We start from the raw sequence: 14,568 nt of genomic DNA on the forward strand, positions 1-14,568 counted from the left end.
GACGCGCGCCAGCACGTCCCCGTCATTGCGAGCGAAGCGAAGCAATCCATCTGTCTTTGTGTGGCGTGGATTGCTTCGTCGCAAGCGCTCCTCGCAATGACGAGGCATCAAAAAAATGAAAAACACCCCGTTCGATCTCACCGGCAAGGTCGCCGTCGTCACCGGCTCCAGCCGCGGCATCGGCCGCGCCTCGGCCGAACTGCTGGCCAAGCTCGGCGCCAAAGTCGTGATCTCCAGCCGCAAGGCCGAAGCCTGCGAGGAGGTCGCCAGCGGCATCAGACAAGCCGGCGGCGACGCCCATGTCATCCCCTGCAACATCTCGCGCCGCGAGGAAGTCGAGGCGCTGATTGCGGGCACCACGAAACATTACGGCAAGATCGACATCCTGGTCTGCAACGCGGCCGTGAATCCCTATTACGGCCCGCTGCTCGACATCAAGGACGAGGCCTTCGACAAGATCATGAACTCCAACGTCAAGAGCAACATCTGGCTCTGCGCGCAGGCAATCCCGCAGATGGCCGCGCGCGGCAACGGCTCGGTGGTGATCGTCTCCTCGATCGGCGGCCTGCGCGGCTCCACCGTGATCGGCGCCTACGGAATTTCCAAGGCGGCGGATTTTGCATTGTGCCGCAGCCTCGCCGGCGAATGGGGCCCGCAGGGCGTGCGCGTCAATTGCGTTGCCCCCGGTCTGGTGAAAACCGATTTCGCCAAGGCGCTGTGGGAAGACGAAGAGCGCCTGAAGCGCCGCTGCGCCACCACGCCGCTCCGCCGCATCGGCGAACCCGACGAAATCGCCGGCGCCGTGGCCTATCTCGGCTCGGATGCGTCGAGCTTCATGACCGGCCAGACCATCGTGGTCGATGGCGGCGTGACCACGGCGTCGGTGTAGGTTTCAGCCGACACTCTCTCCCCACGTCGTCCCTGCGAACGCAGGGACCCATACCGCGTTGTCCTCTCGGTTGCGTAAGGCTGGTCGACGTCCTTCGCTCGATCGAGGAGCCGCGGCGTATGGGTCCCTGCGTTCGCAGGGACGACAACGGATATTGACGAACCATCCCCAATCCGCTTGCCTTGCCTCCCCGGGAAGCAACGCCAGGAATCCGCATCATGTCCTTCGTACTGGCCATCGATCAGGGCACCACCTCCTCGCGCGCGATCGTGTTCCGCCCGGACATCTCGATCGCCGCGACCGCGCAAGCCGAGTTTCCGCAGCATTTTCCGGCCTCCGGCTGGGTCGAGCATGAGCCCGAGGACATCTGGACCTCGACCATCGCCGTCTGCCGCGAGGCGCTGAAGAAGGCCGGCGTCGGACCCAAGGACATCGCCGCGATCGGGATTACCAACCAGCGCGAGACCACCGTGGTGTGGGACCGCGCCACCGGCCAGGCCATCCACCGCGCCATCGTCTGGCAGGACCGCCGCACATCGGACATCTGCGCCAAACTGAAAGCCGAAGGCCATGAGCCCGCCATCACGGCGAAAACCGGCCTGATCATCGATCCCTATTTTTCGGGGACCAAGGTCGCCTGGATCCTCGACCACGTTCCCGGCGCGCGCGAACGCGCCGGGCGCGGCGAACTGATGTTCGGCACCGTCGATTGCTATCTGCTGTGGCGCCTCACCGGCGGCAAGTCGCACGCCACCGACGCCACCAACGCCTCGCGCACGCTGCTGTTCAACATCCACACCGGCGAGTGGGACGACGATCTCCTGAAAATCCTGCGGGTGCCGCGCTCGCTGCTCCCCGAGGTGAAGGACTCCTCCGCCGATTTCGGCGACACCGTGCCCGAACTGTTCGGCGGCAGCATCATGATATCAGGCATCGCCGGCGACCAGCAGGCCGCCACCATCGGCCAGGCCTGCTTTGCGCCGGGCATGATGAAGTCGACCTACGGCACCGGCTGTTTTGCCCTGCTCAACACCGGCGCCACACCGGTGAAGTCCAACAACAAGCTGCTCACCACCATCGCCTACCAGCTCGGGGGCAAACGCACCTACGCGCTGGAAGGCTCGATCTTCGTCGCCGGCTCCGCGGTGCAGTGGCTGCGAGACGGTCTCGGAATCATCAGGCAGGCCAGCGAAACCGGCCCGCTCGCCGACAAATCCGATTCGATGCAGAGCGTGTATCTGGTCCCGGCCTTCGTCGGCCTCGGCGCGCCCTACTGGAATCCAAGGGTACGCGGCGCGCTGTTCGGTCTCACCCGCAACACCGGCCCCGCCGAACTCGCCCATGCCGCGCTGGAAAGCGTCTGCTACCAGACCTTCGATCTGTGGGCCGCGATGCGTGCCGACTGGCCCGATGCGAAAGGCGCCAACATCGTGCTCCGCGTCGACGGCGGCATGACCGCCTCCGACTGGACCATGCAGCGCCTCGCCGACCTGCTCGACGCCCCGGTCGACCGCCCGATGATCCAGGAAACCACGGCGCTGGGCGCCGCCTACCTCGCCGGCCTCGCCGCCGGCGTCTATCCCGAGCCGGAAAAATTCGCCGACAACTGGCGGCTGGAACGCAGGTTCAAGCCGGCGATGTCAGCGGCGACGCGGGAGCGGAAGCTGGCGGGCTGGGCAAGGGCGGTGAAGGGGGTGCTGGCGAGTGATGAAGGGGAGGGATGATTGAAGTCAATTGCCAAGTGAACGCGCCTTGCTACACTGTCCGCATGACCGACATTCTTCCCGACACCCTTCGCCGCCTCTACACCGATCCCGGCGAGTATATCGACAGCGACCATCCGGCCGTCCAGGCCTTCGCCGGCGCCGCCGTCGCGGCGGATGCCTCCGACCGCGACAAGGCCAGCCTGCTCTACAGAGCGGTGCGCGACGGCATCCGCTATAACCCCTATGTCAACATGCGCGCGGCGGAGACCTTTCGCGCTTCGAGCGTGCTGGCGGCCGGAGTTGGCTACTGCGTCGGCAAGGCGGCGCTGTACGCCGCCGCCTGCCGCATCCACGGCATTCCCGCCCGCGTCGGCTTCGCCGACGTGCGCAACCATCTCACGACCGAAAAACTGCGCCAGAGCATGGGCACGGATATCTTCACCTGGCACGGCTACACCGAGGTCCATGTCGACGGCGCCTGGCGCAAGGCCACCCCGACCTTCAACGCCACACTGTGCGCCAAGGTCGGCGTGGCGCCGCTCGATTTCGACGGCCACACCGATGCGCTGCTGCATCCCTTCGACGGCGCGGGCCGCACCTACATGCAATATGTCACCGACCACGGCTCGTTCCACGACGTTCCCGCCAAGTTCCTGATGCGCGAGATGGCGCGCGACTACGCCAACATGCAGGGCGAGGACCTCTCCGGCCGAGACATGGAACGCGAAGCGGCGCAAGGCTGAGCGGCCTCCATCCAATCGTCATCACCGGGCTTGACCCGGTGATCCTCGTCTTGCTTTCTTCGCCGGGAGGCAAAGACGTGGATGGCCGGGTCAAGCCCGGCCATGACGAGGTGAGAGAGCTACGCCCTCAAAACAATTCCTGCTTCGCCCGCGAAAGCGAGAAGCCGCGGCGGTCGGTGTTGAAGCAGGTCACGCCTGTCTGTTCCGACGTGCAGGTAAAGCCGCCGCGCTGCCAGACTTCGCCATAGGCCAGCGGCGGCAGCGCCTTGTCCATTACCGTGTCGCCGTAGCAGAGGCGGATGGCGCTGCCTTTCGAGCGCATCTCGAAGGCCTTGCCATATTCGAGATCGCAATCGGCCGGCCGGCGCGCGGTCACGGTAGCTTCCATGATGTCGCAGCGGAGCGTGAGCTGCCGGTCGTAGTCGAAATACTGGCAGGCGATGTTGTTCGACGGCGACCGGAAGCCGGTGATGCTGCCTTGGGCGTTGGCTGCGCCGGGGACGACCAGCAGCAACAGCAACAGCAGGATGGCATTGGGCGATGCGCAGCGGGTCATGCGTGTTGCTTTCGGGTTCAGCAATACTGCCCTGAGCATAGCACTTGCTCCCGGTGAAATCTCTGGCAAGCTGCGGTTATCTCCCTCCAACCCCGCGAGGCGCACCCGACCATGATCCTGATCGGCCAATACGACTCCCCCTTCGTCCGCCGCGTCGCGCTGGCGCTGCGGCTTTATGATCTGCCGTTCGAGCAGCGGCCGTGGTCGACCTTCGGCGATGCCGAGAAGCTGGCGGCGTTCAATCCGCTGCGTCGGGTGCCGACGCTGGTGCTCGACGGCGGCGAGGTGCTGATCGAGAGCGGCGCGATTCTGGATTATCTCGACGAGCTGGTCGGGCCGGAAAAGGCGATGATCGCCGAGCGCGGCCCGGCGCGCCGGCAGGCGTTGAAAATCTGCGCGCTGGGCAGCGGGCTCGGCGACAAGGCGGTCAGCCTGATCTACGAGCGTGTGCTGCGCGCGGAGCAGCTGCATTTGTGGGTCGAGCGCTGCCAGGCCCAGATCGGCGGCGTGCTCGATGTGCTGGAAAGGGAACGCGCGGGGGTGGCGACGCCGTTCTGGTTCGGTGACCGCATCGGCCATGCCGACATCATGGTGGCCTGCGCGCTGCGCTTTACCGGCGAGGCGCATCCGTCGTTGTTCACGGCCGCGCGTCATCCGGCGCTGACGGCGCACGCCGCGCGATGCGAGGCGCTGCCGGCTTTTCAGGAGATCGTGCAAAAGCTCGATCCGCCGAAGGGGTGAGGGCGTCCAACTCCCTCATGGTGAGGAGCGCGCTGGCGGCGCCCTTGCGCTGCCGGCGTGCGTCTCGAACCATCTGGCACTTCGCCTGACGCCATCCTTCGAGACGCCGCGCAAAGCGCGCGCGGCTCCTCAGGATGAGGTCGGGGTTTGTTGGAACGGCGCTCGTCTCCTACTTCTTCACCCGCATCGCCTCCGGCGTATCCGGCTGCCGTAGCGGATGCGCAGTCGCAAATTCCGGCAGCGCCATCGCGGCCTCGAAAATGCGCTTCACGGTCGGCCAGGGCGCCAGATCGATCTGCTGGGTGACCGCTACGGTGACATGGCCGACCATGCAGATATCGGCCAGCGAAGGCGTATCGCCATGGCAGAAGCGGCCGGTATCCTTGTGATCGGCGAGATGCGCTTCCAGCGCCGCCAGCGTCTCCACGGTCCAGTGCCGCCGCCACGCCGCCTGCTGCGTGTCGCGCAAGTTCAGTTCGTGGTCGAGATAACGCCGCACCCGCGGCACCAGCAGCGGATGGCCCTCGCAGGCGATCATCAGCGCCAGCGCGCGCACCCGGGCGCGGCCGCGTGGATCGGAAGGCAACAGTGGCGGCGCGGGGTGGGTCTCGTCGAGATATTCGAGGATGGCGAGCGACTGGAACAGCGTGGTGCCGTCATCGAGCACCAGCGCCGGCAGCGCCATCTGCGGATTGACCTCGCGATAGGCGTCGGCGCGATGCGCGTCGGCGTCGATATCGACGTAGACCACCTCGGCCGGCAGGCGCTTGAGGTTGAGCGCGATGCGAACCCGAAAACTCGCCAGCGATCGCCAGAAGGAGAAGAATTTCATCGGGGGCTCCTCTTCCCCTCTCCCCTTGTGGGAGAGGGTGGATCGAATGCGCATCGCGCATTCGAGACGGGTGAGGGGGCTCTATCAACGCGCAAAGTGCCGCTTGATAGAACCCCTCATCCGGCGCTTCGCGCCACCTTCTCCCACAAGGGGAGAAGGGAAGAAAGGGGTCAGGCCCGCGCCTTTTTCCGATACGCCAGATGCACCGCGCAGTTGCAGCCGGGCGGATGCGACGCGGCGTCGTTGGCGGGCTCGGTCGTGGCCGGCGCCAGGGTCGGCATCGCTTCTTTCAGGCGGCGGTCCTGTTCGGAGCGGTCCTGCGCCGGAATGTAGTTCAGCACCGGCGCCAGCCAGCGCTCGGCCTCCGCCACGCTCCAGCCCTTGCGAACGGCGTAATCCTCGACCTGGTCGCGCTCGATCTTGCCGACGCCGAAATAGAAACTCTCGGGATGGCTGAAATACAGGCCCGATACCGACGAGCCCGGCCACATCGCATAGCTCTCGGTCAGCTGCACGCCGGCGGTCTTCTCCGCATCGAGCAGCGCGAACAGCGTCGCCTTCTCGGTGTGATCGGGCTGCGCGGGATAGCCGGGCGCCGGGCGGATGCCCTGGTACTGTTCGAGAATCAGCTGATCCGGCGAAAGCGTCTCGTCCGGTGCATAGCCCCAGAACTCGCGGCGGACGCGGGCATGCATCCGCTCGGCAAAGGCTTCGGCGAGACGGTCGGCCAGCGCCTTGCACAGGATCGAGGAGTAATCGTCATTGGCGTTCTTGAAACGGTCGGCGATTACGTCCTCGCCGATCCCGGCGGTGACCACGAAGGCGCCGATATAATCCGGCACGCCGGAGGATGCCGGCGCGATGAAATCCGACAGCGCCGAGTTGAAGCGGCCCTCGCGCTTTTCCAGCTGCTGGCGCAGCGTGTGGAAGGTCGCGATCGGCTGCTGGCGGCTGTCGTCGGCATAGACCACGATGTCGTCGCCCTCGGCATTGGCCGGCCAGAAGCCGATGGTGGCCTGCGCCTTGAACCAGTTCTCCCTCACGATGAGGTCGAGCATCTTGCGGGCGTCGTCATAGAGCGAGCGCGCGACTTCGCCGACCTTGGGATCGTCGAGAATGGCCGGAAAACGCCCGGTCAGCTCCCAGGTCTGGAAGAACGGCGTCCAGTCGATGTAGTCGGCGAGTTCGGCGAGGTTGTAGTCGCGAAAACTCCGGATGCCGAGGAAGGCCGGCTTGGTCGGCGGTACCTTGGCGAAGTCGATGACGTGGGCATTGGCGCGCGCGTCCGTCAGCTTCAGCCGCTTCTTGTCGGCCTGCGCCCGGAAATGCGCCGCGGAAATCTTCGCATAGTCGGCGCGCACCTCGGCGGCATAGGCTTCGCGGCGCTCCGGCGACAGCAGCGAGGAGGCGACGCCGACGGCGCGGCTGGCGTCGTTGACATGCACCACGGGGCCGCCGCGGTAGTTCGGATCGATCTTGACCGCGGTATGGACGCGGCTGGTGGTCGCGCCGCCGATCAGCAGCGGCACGGTCATGCCCTGCCGTTCCAACTCGCCGGCCAGAAAGCTCATTTCGTCCAGCGATGGTGTGATCAGGCCGGACAGCCCGATGATGTCGGCGCCCTCGGCCTTCGCGGTCTCGATGATCTTCGAGGCCGGCACCATGACGCCGAGGTCGATCACTTCGAAGTTGTTACATTGCAGCACGATGCCGACGATGTTCTTGCCGATGTCGTGGACGTCGCCCTTGACGGTGGCGAGCACGATCTTGCCGGCCGAGTTGCGTCCGTCGCCGGCAATGCCATTGGCAAGATTGTCCGCCTTCTCCTGCTCCATGAACGGCATCAGATAGGCGACCGCCTGCTTCATGACGCGCGCCGACTTCACCACCTGCGGCAGGAACATCTTGCCGTCGCCGAAGAGGTCGCCGACGATATTCATGCCGGCCATCAGCGGGCCTTCGATCACATGCAGTGGGCGCTCGACCGTCAGCCGCACGGCCTCGGTGTCTTCCTCGATATATTCGGTGATGCCGTGTACCAGTGCGTGGCTCAGTCGCTTCTCGACCGGCCATTCGCGCCAGGCCAGATCCTGCTCCCTGGTCTGTTTCTCCTTGCCGCGGAATTTCTCGGCCAGTTCCAGCAGGCGTTCGGAAGCGCCGGGATCGCGGTTCAGAATGACGTCTTCGCAGGTCTGGCGCAGCTCGGGATCGATGTCGTCATAGACGATCATCTGCCCGGCATTGACGATGCCCATGTCCATGCCGGCCTTGATGGCGTGATACAGGAACACCGAATGCATGGCCTCGCGCACCGGCTCGTTGCCGCGGAACGAGAACGACAAATTGGAGACGCCGCCGGAAATGTGCGCATGCGGCAGGTTCTGCCGGATCCAGCGCGTCGCCTCGATGAAATCGACGCCGTAATTATTGTGCTCTTCCAGCCCGGTCGCGATCGCGAAAATGTTGGGATCGAAGATGATGTCTTCCGGCGGAAAATTCAGCTGCCCGACCAGGATGTCGTAGGCGCGCTTGCAGATCTCGGTCTTGCGCGCAAAGGTGTCGGCTTGGCCGGCCTCGTCGAACGCCATCACCACCACGGCGGCGCCATGGCGCCGCGCGATCCTGGCTTCGTGGATGAACTTTGCCTCGCCTTCCTTCATAGAGATCGAATTCACCACCGGCTTGCCCTGCACGCATTTCAGGCCGGCTTCGATCACGGTGAATTTCGAGGAGTCGACCATCACGGGGACGCGGGCGATATCGGGTTCGGCGGCGACGAGGTTGAGGAACGTCACCATCGCGGCTTCGGAGTCGAGCAGGCCTTCGTCCATGTTGACGTCGATGATCTGGGCGCCGTTCTCGACCTGGTCGCGCGCCACCGCCAGCGCGGCGGTGTAATCGCCCGCGGTGACCAGCTTGCGGAATTTGGCCGAGCCGGTGACATTGGTGCGCTCGCCGACGTTGACGAAGGGAATCGCGGGCGTCAGTTCGAACGGCTCGAGGCCCGAGAGCCGCAAGCGCGGCTCGACCACGGGGATCGCGCGCGGCTTGTGCGGCGCCACGGCGGCGGCAATCGCGGCGATATGGTCCGGCGTGGTGCCGCAGCAGCCGCCGACGATGTTGACGAGGCCGGAAGCTGCGAATTCGCCGATCAGCCCGGCCATGAATTCCGGGCTCTCGTCGTACTGGCCGAATTCGTTGGGCAGGCCGGCGTTGGGATAGGCGCACACCAGGGTGTCGGCGACGCGGCCGATATCGGCGATGTGGGCGCGCAGGTCCTCGGCGCCGAGCGCGCAGTTGAAGCCGATGGTGATGGGGCGTGCGTGCCGCACCGAATTCCAGAATGCCTCCGGCAACTGGCCGGACAGCAGCCGGCCGGATTTGTCGGTAATGGTGCCCGAGATCATCACGGGCACGTCGATCCCGCGGGCCTCGGCGATTTCCGCGATCGCATACAGTGCCGCCTTGGCGTTCAGCGTGTCGAAGATAGTCTCGACCAGCAGCAGATCGGCGCCGCCATCGAGCAGGCCATTGATCTGTTCTCCATAGGCGGTGCGCAGATCGTCGAACGTCACGGCGCGATATCCGGGGCTCGACACATCGGGCGAGATCGAGGCGGTGCGGTTGGTCGGGCCGATGGCGCCGGCGACGAAGCGCGGTTTGCCGTCTTCGGCGGTGACGCGGGTCGCGGCGTTGCGGGCGAGCCGTGCCCCCTCCAGGTTCATCTCATAGGCGATGCCGGAAAGGTCGTAATCGGCCTGCGCGATCGAGGTCGAGGAAAACGTGTTGGTGGCGACGATGTCGGCGCCGGCGCGCAGATATTCGGCGTGGATGTCCTCGATCGCCTGCGGCTGGGTCAGGATCAGGAGATCGTTGTTGCCCCTGACGTCGCGGTGGAAATCCGCAAAGCGCGCGCCGCGAAACGCGGCCTCGTCATATTCGAGGCCCTGGATCATGGTGCCCATGGCGCCGTCGAGCACCAGGATGCGCTCGCGGGCCGCCGCGAGCAACGCGGTTCGCTTTTCGGAAACAGAAGAGGTCATCGATCAAGCGGCTTTCTGGGCGCCCTGCGGGCGAATACCGAGCAAATGGCTGATCGCGAACACGAGGTCCGCGCGGTTCATGGTGTAGAAGTGAAAGGTATCGACGCCCTGTTTTGCGAGCTTCTGCACCTGGCCGGCCGCGACCGTAGCCGCAACGAGCTTGCGGGTTTCGGCGTCGTCGTCGAGGCCCTCGAATTTTTCCGCCAGCCAGTCCGGCACCGAGGTGCCGGCACGGGTGACGAAATTGCGCGCCTGCTTGAAATTATGCATCGGCATGATGCCGGGCACGATCGGAATCGTGATGCCGCGCGCACGGACGCGATCGAGGTAGCGGAGATAGAGGTCGTTATCGAAGAACACCTGGGTGATGGCGCGGGTGGCGCCGGCATCGACCTTGGCCTCGAGCGTGTCGATGTCGGCCTCGATGGTCGGGCTCTCCGGATGCTTTTCCGGATAGGCGGAAACCGAGATCTCGATGTCGGGATAGCGCTTCTTGATGCCTTCGATCAGGTCGGGCGAACTCTGGTAGCCGTCCGGATGGGCATGGTAGGCGGTCCCGATGCCGGTGGTCGGATCGCCACGGAGCGCGACGATGTGGCGGACGCCGATCTCGTGGTAGCGCGCCACCACGTCGTCGATCTCGCTTTTCGGCGCGCCGACGCAGGTCAGGTGCGCGGCCGGGACCAGACTGGTCTCTTTCAGGATGCGGGCGATGGTCGAATGGGTACGCTCACGGGTCGAGCCCCCGGCACCGTAGGTCACCGAGACGAAATTCGGCGTCAGCGGCGCCAGCCGGTTGATCGTCTCCCACAGGCTCCGCTCCATCTCCTCGGTCTTGGGCGGGAAGAACTCGAAGGAAATCCTTGGCGAATGCAGCGCGCGGTGCCCTTCCGGCGCGGGCGGCGTAACCTCGGTCATGGCACCACAAACTCCACTCAAAGCGTCGGGACAGGCTTAGCTGCGAGAGGCTAAAATAAGCCAAGCGGCGTCATTGCAATAGCCCATCGACGATGGGAAATTGCCCAATTTCTGTTTATCTAACGAAATTTAGGCCGGATTTTTCATTTAGTGGGCTGGTAGCGAAGGCGGGTGTCACCTTGCTCGAGACGCCCAGTATGGAGAAATAATTGAGTAAATACAATAATATGGTTCAGGTAATACGGGTTGACCGTCGCGGGGTGTTCGATGTGGGCAGAATTGAGTTAAGTCTTTCAATGATATTTTGTCCCACTTGCCGTCTTCGATCCGACCATCGCAGGTCTCCGCCGACGCGCGCCTGATCTGCGCTCCCGGCCCCTTTGTGCACCCGACAATGCGCACTAGCTTACCGCCATGATTCCTCTCTCGATCCTCGACCTCTCGGTCGTCACCACCGGGACGAAACCCGCCGCGGCGCTGCGCAACAGCATCGATCTGGCGCGTCATGCGGATGGCTTGGGCTATGTCCGCTACTGGCTGGCCGAACATCACAACCTCGCCTCGGTGGCGAGCCCGGCGCCCGATCTGATGATCGGGCAGATCGCCGCGGTGACGAAGAATATCCGGGTCGGCTCCGGCGGCGTGATGCTGCCGAACCATGCGCCGCTTGTGGTGGCCGAGCGCTTCAAGATGCTGGAGGCGTTGTTTCCCGGCCGGATCGATCTCGGCCTCGGCCGCGCGCCAGGCACCGACGGCGCCACCGCGCATGCGCTGCGCAGCCGGCTCGACCGCCGCGACGGCGACGATTTTCTGGAGCGGCTGCAGGAATTGATCCTGTGGGAGACCCGCGGCTTTCCGCCGGGCCATCCCTACAACAATGTGGTGGCGATGCCGGACGACAGCCCGCTGCCGCCGATCTGGCTGCTCGGCTCCAGCGACTACTCGTCGGAACTGGCGGCGCAGATCGGGATGGGGTTTGCCTTCGCGCATCATTTTGCGTCGCATGACGCGGTCGATGCCATGACCACCTACCACGACCGCTTCACGCCATCCGGCTGGCGCGCCACGCCGCACGGCATCCTGGCGGTGGCGGCGGTCACAGCCGAAACCGACGCGGAAGCCGACAGGCTCGCGTCATCGATGGACCTCAACCGGCTGCGCCGCGACCGCGGCCAGTATCTGCCGCTGCCATCGGTCGAGGAGGCGCTGGCCTATCCCTACACCGACAGCGAACGCGCCTCGATCGCCCGCAACCGCGCGCGGCTGTTCGTCGGCAGCCCGGCGACGGTGATGCAGAAACTGCAGCCGATGATTGCGGCCAGCAAGGCGGACGAACTGATGGTCATCACCGCGGTGTACGACCACGACGCGCGGAAGAAGTCGTACAGCCTGCTGGCGGATACGTTCGGGCTGGGCAAGCAAGCGGCGGCGTAGCAACCTCGTCGTCCCGGCCTACGCGCCGGGACCCATAATCACCGGCTCATGTCGTGTGGAAGGTGTCGACCACACTGCTTTATCGATGGATCACGCGGTATGGGTCCCGGCGCGTAGGCCGGGACGACTCGTTTAGAGGGCAACCAATCACTCCGCCTTCTCGCTGAACGTCGCCCGGAACGGATGGCCGGGATACACGCCCACGATCCGAAACTCGCGCGAGAAGAATTTCAGTTCCTCCAGCGCGAAGGCCAGTCCCTTGTCCTCGGGATGGCCGTCGACGTCGGCATAGAATTGCGTGGCGAAGAAATTGCCGTCGACCATGTAGCTTTCCAGCTTGGTCATGTTGACGCCGTTGGTGGCAAAGCCCCCCATCGCCTTGTAGAGCGCGGCCGGCAGGTTGCGTACCCGGAACACGAAACTGGTGACCAGCGGCCCCGATCCCTGTTTGGCCCAGGTCGCTTCGCGCGCCAGCACCACGAAGCGGGTGGTGTTGTGGGTTTCGTCCTCGACGTCCTCGGCCAGGATGTCGAGGCCGTAGATGTCGGCCGCGAGTTTCGAGGCGATCGAGGCGCAGGACTTGTCGCCGCGCTCGGCGACGATGCGGGCCGATCCTGCGGTATCGCCCGACACGATCGGCCTGATCTTGAGCTTGCGGATGATGTTGCGGCATTGCCCGAGCGCGTGGACGTGGCTCTCCACCGTCTTGATGTCGCCGAGCCTGGTGCCGCGCGGCGCCATCAACTGGTGATGGATCGGCAGGAAGTACTCGCCGACGATAAACAGGCCGGATTGCGGCAACAGATGATGGATGTCGGCGACCCGGCCGGCCACCGAATTCTCGATCGGGATCATGCCGAGGTCGGCCTCCCCCGAGGTGATCGCGGCCAGCGCGTCCTCGAAGGTCGGGCAGGGCGCCGGCTCGGCGTCGGGATAGGCTTCGGCGATGGCGATGTGGGAATTGGCTCCCGGCTCGCCCTGGAATGCGATTTTCAGCTTCTTTGTCATGAGGCGCCTTGTATCAGCCGTTCAGGCTTTTTCCAGAACGTTTTCAAGCCAAGTGGAGACCGGTTCGCGTGAAGAAAACGCGTCAAGATAAACTGATGAAGCCTCGTTCATTCAGAACGAGGCTGCAGTATGAGGCGGGCGGTTTCGAGGTCCGCCGGGGTGTCGACGCCGCGCGGCACGGTATCGACGATGCCGATGTCGATCCGCATTCCGGCTTCCAGCGCCCGCAACTGCTCGAGCTTTTCCTGCATTTCCAGCGGCGACGGGGGCAGCGACACAAAGCGCTCCAGCGCCGCACGGCGATAGGCATAAAGCCCGATATGATGGTAGCGCGGCCCGTCGCCCCAGGGCGCGGTGGCGCGGGTGAAATAGAGGGCGCGCAGCCGCCCGGGACTGACCGGCGAGCCGACCGCCTTCACCACATTGGGATTGGTGGCTTCTTCCTCGGTGTGGATCCGGGCGGCCAGGGTCGCGATATCGACCGCGGGGTCACCAAGCGGCGCCAGCACGCTGCGGATGTTGTCGGGGTGGATAGTCGGAAAATCGCCCTGCAGATTGACGATGATCTGGATCTCGCCTTTGGGGTCGAGCTGGCCGAGTGCCTCGAAGATCCGGTCCGAGCCGGAGGGGTGATCGGCGCGTGTCATGACCGCTTCGCCGCCATGGGTTGTCACGGCGGCGGCGATCTCGGGCGTATCGGTAGCGACCGCCACGCGGCCAATTCCGGCCGCCTCCGCCCTGCGCAGCACATGGACGATCATCGGCAGGCCGGCGATGTCCGATAGCGGCTTGCCGGGCAGCCGGGTGGCGGCCATGCGGGCGGGAATCAGCACCAGGGTGCGGGGCTCGGTCACAGGGTTTAGACCCGGCTCACATGATCAGGAATTGGTGGGGATTGGCGGAGAGTTGGGCCGTTTATACGGGTTGCCAGAGCGCGGGCAAACCGATATCTCATCGTCGCTCGGGTGCGGTGCGAAAGCCCGATTCCTGCTGCTCATCCGGCCGTCCCACCGGCCTTACGTCGACATTCCGGCCTGGAGCCTGATCGAAAATGGACTCCTTCGAACTCAATAAAGTCATGGGCGCCCTTCTCGCCAGCTGCCTTCTGTTGCTGGTGACGAATTTCACCGCCAACGCGATCTTCACGCCGCAGATGCCGAAAACGCCGGGTTTCGAGATCGCCGTCAAGGAAGCCGCGCCTGCCGGTGGCAAGGAAGCCGCGGCGGCGCCGTCCGAGCCGATCGAAAAGCTGCTGCAGACCGCCTCCGTCGAAAAGGGTGCCGGCGCGGCCAAGAAATGCGCGGCCTGCCATACCTTCGAAAAGGGCGGCCCCAACCGCGTCGGCCCGAATCTTTATGGCGTCCTCAACGAGCCGAAAGCCTCCCCGGGTCGCAACTTCAATTTCTCGGCGGCCTTGAAGGCCAAGGGCGGCACCTGGACCTACGACGACCTCAGCAAGTTCATCTCCAATCCCAAGGGCTTCGTCCCCGGCACCGCGATGGGATTCGCCGGCATCCAGAAGGACAGCGAGCGCGCCGACGTGATCGCCTATCTGCGCAGCCTGGCAGAGAAGCCGGCTCCGCTGCCGACGGCGTCGAAGTAGCATTCCGAAGGCCCTGCACGGGTTTCGTGAAAACGGCCAGGCTTGCCTGGCCGTTTTGCTGTGATCGCGGCTATTTTATCGGGACCTTTCGCCGC

General features: G+C 64.9%; 12 protein-coding genes. 6 read left to right on the forward strand and 6 right to left on the reverse strand.

The annotated features are described in order from the left end of the window. Positions 1–115: 115 nt before the first annotated feature. The 3 genes from Q7U29_RS09890 (at position 116) to Q7U29_RS09900 (ending at position 3,338) form a co-directional block, all read left to right on the forward strand. Entirely contained in the window at positions 116–889 is a 774-nt protein-coding gene (locus Q7U29_RS09890) for an SDR family NAD(P)-dependent oxidoreductase (RefSeq protein WP_304740868.1), read from the forward strand. Between the two features lie 218 nt (positions 890–1,107). Then, positions 1,108–2,613 (forward strand): glycerol kinase GlpK, encoded by a 1,506-nt coding sequence (gene glpK / locus Q7U29_RS09895; protein WP_304740870.1) that lies wholly within the window; start codon positions 1,108–1,110, stop codon positions 2,611–2,613. 44 nt (positions 2,614–2,657) lie between these two features. Next, positions 2,658–3,338 carry a transglutaminase family protein gene (locus Q7U29_RS09900; protein WP_304740872.1) on the forward strand — a complete coding sequence of 227 codons (681 nt, stop codon included), beginning with the start codon at positions 2,658–2,660 and terminating at the stop codon, positions 3,336–3,338. Between the two features lie 127 nt (positions 3,339–3,465). Here Q7U29_RS09900 and Q7U29_RS09905 read toward each other — a convergent pair whose 3' ends face one another. After that, a complete protein-coding gene (locus tag Q7U29_RS09905) occupies positions 3,466–3,894 on the reverse strand; it encodes a DUF6636 domain-containing protein (RefSeq protein WP_304740875.1) in 429 nt (142 codons plus the stop codon). A gap of 111 nt (positions 3,895–4,005) precedes the next feature. On the opposite strand from Q7U29_RS09905, the gene Q7U29_RS09910 reads away from it, so the two are divergent. Further along, on the forward strand, positions 4,006–4,635 hold the full coding sequence (locus Q7U29_RS09910; protein ID WP_304740877.1) for a glutathione S-transferase family protein: 630 nt from the start codon (positions 4,006–4,008) through the stop codon (positions 4,633–4,635). Positions 4,636–4,804: 169 nt separating this feature from the next. On the opposite strand, the gene maiA is transcribed toward Q7U29_RS09910, so the two are convergent. From maiA to metF, 3 genes are all read right to left on the reverse strand, one after another. After that, positions 4,805–5,467 carry a maleylacetoacetate isomerase gene (gene maiA, locus Q7U29_RS09915; protein ID WP_304740879.1) on the reverse strand — a complete coding sequence of 221 codons (663 nt, stop codon included), beginning with the start codon at positions 5,465–5,467 and terminating at the stop codon, positions 4,805–4,807. A 170-nt stretch (positions 5,468–5,637) separates the two neighbouring features. Then, a complete protein-coding gene (gene metH / locus Q7U29_RS09920) occupies positions 5,638–9,510 on the reverse strand; it encodes a methionine synthase (protein ID WP_304740881.1) in 3,873 nt (1,290 codons plus the stop codon). A gap of 3 nt (positions 9,511–9,513) precedes the next feature. Beyond that, the gene (gene metF / locus Q7U29_RS09925) at positions 9,514–10,428 is read right to left on the reverse strand and encodes a methylenetetrahydrofolate reductase [NAD(P)H] (protein ID WP_304740883.1); all 915 of its coding nucleotides are present in this window, start codon (positions 10,426–10,428) and stop codon (positions 9,514–9,516) included. A 414-nt stretch (positions 10,429–10,842) separates the two neighbouring features. Here metF and Q7U29_RS09930 point away from each other — a divergent pair, with 414 nt between their 5' ends. Beyond that, positions 10,843–11,862: an LLM class flavin-dependent oxidoreductase gene (locus tag Q7U29_RS09930; RefSeq protein WP_304740885.1), complete on the forward strand. Its 1,020-nt coding sequence runs from the start codon at positions 10,843–10,845 to the stop codon at positions 11,860–11,862. Between the two features lie 147 nt (positions 11,863–12,009). Here the strand turns inward: Q7U29_RS09930 and Q7U29_RS09935 are convergent, their stop codons facing one another. Next, the gene (locus Q7U29_RS09935) at positions 12,010–12,870 is read right to left on the reverse strand and encodes a prephenate dehydratase (protein WP_304740887.1); all 861 of its coding nucleotides are present in this window, start codon (positions 12,868–12,870) and stop codon (positions 12,010–12,012) included. A 107-nt stretch (positions 12,871–12,977) separates the two neighbouring features. Next, positions 12,978–13,724, reverse strand: coding sequence for a 3-deoxy-manno-octulosonate cytidylyltransferase (locus Q7U29_RS09940; protein ID WP_304740889.1), 747 nt, complete (start codon positions 13,722–13,724; stop codon positions 12,978–12,980). Between the two features lie 197 nt (positions 13,725–13,921). Between Q7U29_RS09940 and Q7U29_RS09945 the strand changes: the two genes are divergently transcribed. Then, a complete protein-coding gene (locus Q7U29_RS09945; RefSeq protein ID WP_304740890.1) occupies positions 13,922–14,473 on the forward strand; it encodes a cytochrome c family protein in 552 nt (183 codons plus the stop codon). Positions 14,474–14,568 lie beyond the last annotated feature (95 nt).

The organism is Bradyrhizobium sp., assembly GCF_030654605.1.
Taxonomy (GTDB): Bacteria; Pseudomonadota; Alphaproteobacteria; order Rhizobiales; family Xanthobacteraceae; genus Bradyrhizobium.

Coding starts and splice junctions, on each gene's coding strand:
- Q7U29_RS09890 (WP_304740868.1), top strand. CDS start 116: ATGAAAAACACCCCGTTCGATCTCACCGGCAAGGTCGCCGTCGTCACC.
- glpK (WP_304740870.1), top strand. CDS start 1,108: ATGTCCTTCGTACTGGCCATCGATCAGGGCACCACCTCCTCGCGCGCG.
- Q7U29_RS09900 (WP_304740872.1), top strand. CDS start 2,658: ATGACCGACATTCTTCCCGACACCCTTCGCCGCCTCTACACCGATCCC.
- Q7U29_RS09905 (WP_304740875.1), bottom strand. CDS start 3,894: ATGACCCGCTGCGCATCGCCCAATGCCATCCTGCTGTTGCTGTTGCTG.
- Q7U29_RS09910 (WP_304740877.1), top strand. CDS start 4,006: ATGATCCTGATCGGCCAATACGACTCCCCCTTCGTCCGCCGCGTCGCG.
- maiA (WP_304740879.1), bottom strand. CDS start 5,467: ATGAAATTCTTCTCCTTCTGGCGATCGCTGGCGAGTTTTCGGGTTCGC.
- metH (WP_304740881.1), bottom strand. CDS start 9,510: ATGACCTCTTCTGTTTCCGAAAAGCGAACCGCGTTGCTCGCGGCGGCC.
- metF (WP_304740883.1), bottom strand. CDS start 10,428: ATGACCGAGGTTACGCCGCCCGCGCCGGAAGGGCACCGCGCGCTGCAT.
- Q7U29_RS09930 (WP_304740885.1), top strand. CDS start 10,843: ATGATTCCTCTCTCGATCCTCGACCTCTCGGTCGTCACCACCGGGACG.
- Q7U29_RS09935 (WP_304740887.1), bottom strand. CDS start 12,870: ATGACAAAGAAGCTGAAAATCGCATTCCAGGGCGAGCCGGGAGCCAAT.
- Q7U29_RS09945 (WP_304740890.1), top strand. CDS start 13,922: ATGGACTCCTTCGAACTCAATAAAGTCATGGGCGCCCTTCTCGCCAGC.